General features: G+C 50.2%; 2 protein-coding genes and 2 pseudogenes. 3 read left to right on the top strand and 1 reads right to left on the bottom strand.

The window, feature by feature from the left end:
* Positions 1-39: 39 nt before the first annotated feature.
* Positions 40-909: pseudogene (locus AO277_RS12250) on the bottom strand (type VI secretion system ImpA family N-terminal domain-containing protein); the annotation flags it as partial.
* 301 nt (positions 910-1210) lie between these two features.
* Between AO277_RS12250 and AO277_RS28095 the strand changes: the two are divergent.
* From AO277_RS28095 to tssI, 3 genes and pseudogenes are all read left to right on the top strand, one after another.
* On the top strand, positions 1211-1408 hold the full coding sequence (locus AO277_RS28095; protein WP_143492760.1) for a hypothetical protein: 198 nt from the start codon (positions 1211-1213) through the stop codon (positions 1406-1408).
* Positions 1409-1513: 105 nt separating this feature from the next.
* On the top strand, positions 1514-2032 hold the full coding sequence (locus AO277_RS12245) for an Hcp family type VI secretion system effector (protein ID WP_044320193.1): 519 nt from the start codon (positions 1514-1516) through the stop codon (positions 2030-2032).
* A 68-nt stretch (positions 2033-2100) separates the two neighbouring features.
* Positions 2101-3045: pseudogene (tssI, locus tag AO277_RS12240) on the top strand (type VI secretion system tip protein TssI/VgrG); the annotation flags it as partial.
* Positions 3046-3114 lie beyond the last annotated feature (69 nt).

The raw sequence follows: 3114 nt of genomic DNA, 5'->3' as shown, positions 1-3114 counted from the left end.
CAAAACTAAGTTGGCGATTTAGCACGGAAGGGGGTCACTTTTTAGTTGGCGTTGACAATTACTCAGTTTGTCAGCGGGCAATCTCCTTAACTGCGTTATTTTCTCACTATTTCTTTCAGGAAGACTATCCACCGCATACCAGACCTGCGAGCGACCAAGGCGAAAAGCCCGCAGATCTGTAGTTTTTTGCTTGAGCCACCATCTGCAAAGGCTGCGTACGGAGTTCTCTTGCATACTTAAAGCCCGCTGCGCATCTCTCTCGTTGTCAATGTCGGAGTCACTTGAAAATAACTGAACCGCAGCCTGCTTGACGCGCTCCACCACCTTGACAGGCTCTTGCTCAACCTGCTCAGCACGCTGAATCATACGGGCGAGCCGTCTTCGCAACGGCAGCAGCAACGGGGCATCACTTCCCAGATACAGATTAAATATTTCATCCAGGCCATCAAGCTGCCTGAGCAGTTGCTGGAACTCAGGAAGCTGGTGAGTAATGGAAATATCTTCTCCCAGTGCCTTTTCAAGTTTAAGCAAGAGCCATTGCATGCTCGCCGAACGTGTTCGTAACTTTCTGGGATGAAAGAGCAGCCAACGCTCTTTGCACAAATAATGAATCAACCCCAGGCCCGCAGCTAATCCGCTGACAGACTCGCATTCATATAGAGCCCAGGCCAGCCAGCTGGCGACGCGCAGGTCTTTGGACTGGTTTGAAAGAATATGTTCACAGCCCTCTCTGATCCGCAGCCAGTCTACATTTACTTCCCCGAAAACGGCCTGCGTACAGCCCAGCTCACGTTCCAAGACTTCAAACATCGTAGAAAAACGAATGTCTTCACCTGCGTAATCGTCCGCAGCTACAGGGTGCCGAGCCAGATCCAGATATAGAATGGAGAGCTTGTCTTTACCTGCCACTGCTCATACACCCCACATAGCGTACACTTCATTGTGAAAAGCTTTTCCAGCTACTCATAAAACCAGGCAAACCTTATCGTCATAAAAACCAGCAAGCAAGGTGACACCTGAAAGATATTAAACTTTCGGAAAATTCTTACACCCGAGCAGAGCAAATATGTAGGAAGCAATTAATTTATGTACCAAAATATTTATAGCTTTAATTATCAATTGACCGGATACGCTGCTATATGCGTATCAGATCTCACAGATGTATTCGGTCTAAAATTCACCGAAAGGGACTACTGAACGGCCAACAATCTTGTCAGCAGAACGTGCAAAAAATGTGACTTTCCACACAGAAAGACCAGATATGAAAATATTAATATTTTTTCAGATAGCAGCTTGGAAAGCTGCGCAAAAAAAAATGATAACGGTGCGCAAAAGCTTGCACAATTTACTCGAAGAAAACTCACTACAAGCGTCTTCTGCATATCCTGTAAATGGCCAAACCAGCTGACATTACTGACTTAAGAGATACCTGGCACGTAACTTGTTATAGCAATGCTTCGATCTCCAAGCCGATTCGCTTGTGAGGTACCATCGACTGTAAGGAAGAACGTTAATGCCTACACCCGCCTATATGACTGTCATAGACGCCAATCAAAAAACGCTGACAGCAGGAGCTTTCACAGCAGACTCTGTCGGTAACGTCTATCAGGAAGGCCATGAAGATGAAGCGATCATCCAGGCATTCAGCCATAACATTATTACACCCTGTGATACGCAGTCAGGTCAGCCTACTGGCCAACGCATTCATGGGCCTGCCTGTGTCACAAAAATTTTCGACAAAACCTCGCCATTGCTTCTGGAGTCCCTTTGCTCAGGCTCAACACTGAGCAAAGTCGAAATCAAGTGGTACCGGACGTCTATCGATGGCAAGCAGGAACACTATTACACCACCACCCTTGAGGATGCGGTCATCGTCAACATCAAGTCCTATATGCACAACTGCCAGGATCCGAAGAACTCACACTTTGGACACCTGGAGGACGTTCAATTCAGCTATCGCAAAATAACCTGGGATCACGTAAAGGCCACTACTACCGGATCTGATGACTGGAGAAGCCCAAAGTCGGCATAACTCCACTGCTCCGTCGGTCCGACAGGATCGGCGGGGTTTTCATAAACCGGCTAGGCACGGTGGTCCATATGACGCTGAACCCCGCTGATCGACCTTACTTCAGCCTGAGCGTCGACGGCCTTGAGCATGACTTTCAAATCCTTTCATTTACCGGCCATGAAGCTATCAACCAGCCCTTCTGCTTTACGCTTGAGCTGGTCAGCGAGCGCACGGCGCTGGACCTTGAAGACCTGCTGAATCGTCCTGCATTTCTGCAGTTCGTGCCTGACGGTGGGGGCATTCACGGCTTGATTGATCAGGTATCTCAAGGCGACTCCGGCAGGCGTCTCACGCACTATTCGATAACCCTGCGCCCGCATCTGGCCCGGCTCGGGCATCGCACCAATCAGCGTATTTTCCAGAATCGCACAGTGTCGCAGATCATCGCGCAGATACTGGAAGAACATCACTTGCTGGCCAATGCCTACCGCTTCGAACTCGGCACGACATACGCCGAACGGGAATACTGCGTGCAGTACAACGAGTCAGATCTGCACTTCGTCCAGAGACTGTGCGAAGAGGAAGGTCTGCACTATCACTTTGAGCACAGCCCCACAGCGCATCAACTGGTGTTTGGCGATGACCAGACGGTGTTTGCGAAACTCGATTCGGTGTTTTATCGCCGGGACAATGGTCTGGTGGCCGATGAGCCGGTCATCAAGCGTTTCAAGCTGCGCCTGGAAACCCGCGCCAACCGCACCGCTCGCCGTGATTATCACTTTGAAAAACCGCGTCTTAACATGGAAGGGTCGGCGCATATCGAGGCGCAGCCTGATCTTGAGGACTATGACTACCCTGGCGGTTTCACCCACCGTGATCAGGGTCTGCAACGGGCGAATCGAGCCCTTGAACGCCACCGCCATGATTACCGGCTGGGCGAAGGTCAAAGCGATCAGCCTCGCTTGGTCAGCGGTCATTTTCTGCCATTGGATGGACACCCCAACGAGGACTGGAATGATCGGTGGTTGCTCACTGTGAACCGCCCCGGGTTTCTCGGAGACTCCAACCTTTGAGAGGATGGAGCGATGAAAAAACTACCGAAG

Source organism: Pseudomonas amygdali (genome assembly GCF_002699855.1).
GTDB classification, from domain to species: Bacteria; Pseudomonadota; Gammaproteobacteria; order Pseudomonadales; family Pseudomonadaceae; genus Aquipseudomonas; species Aquipseudomonas amygdali.
Note: the sequence above shows the minus strand (reverse complement) of the source record. Positions and strands in the feature narration are given on the sequence as shown.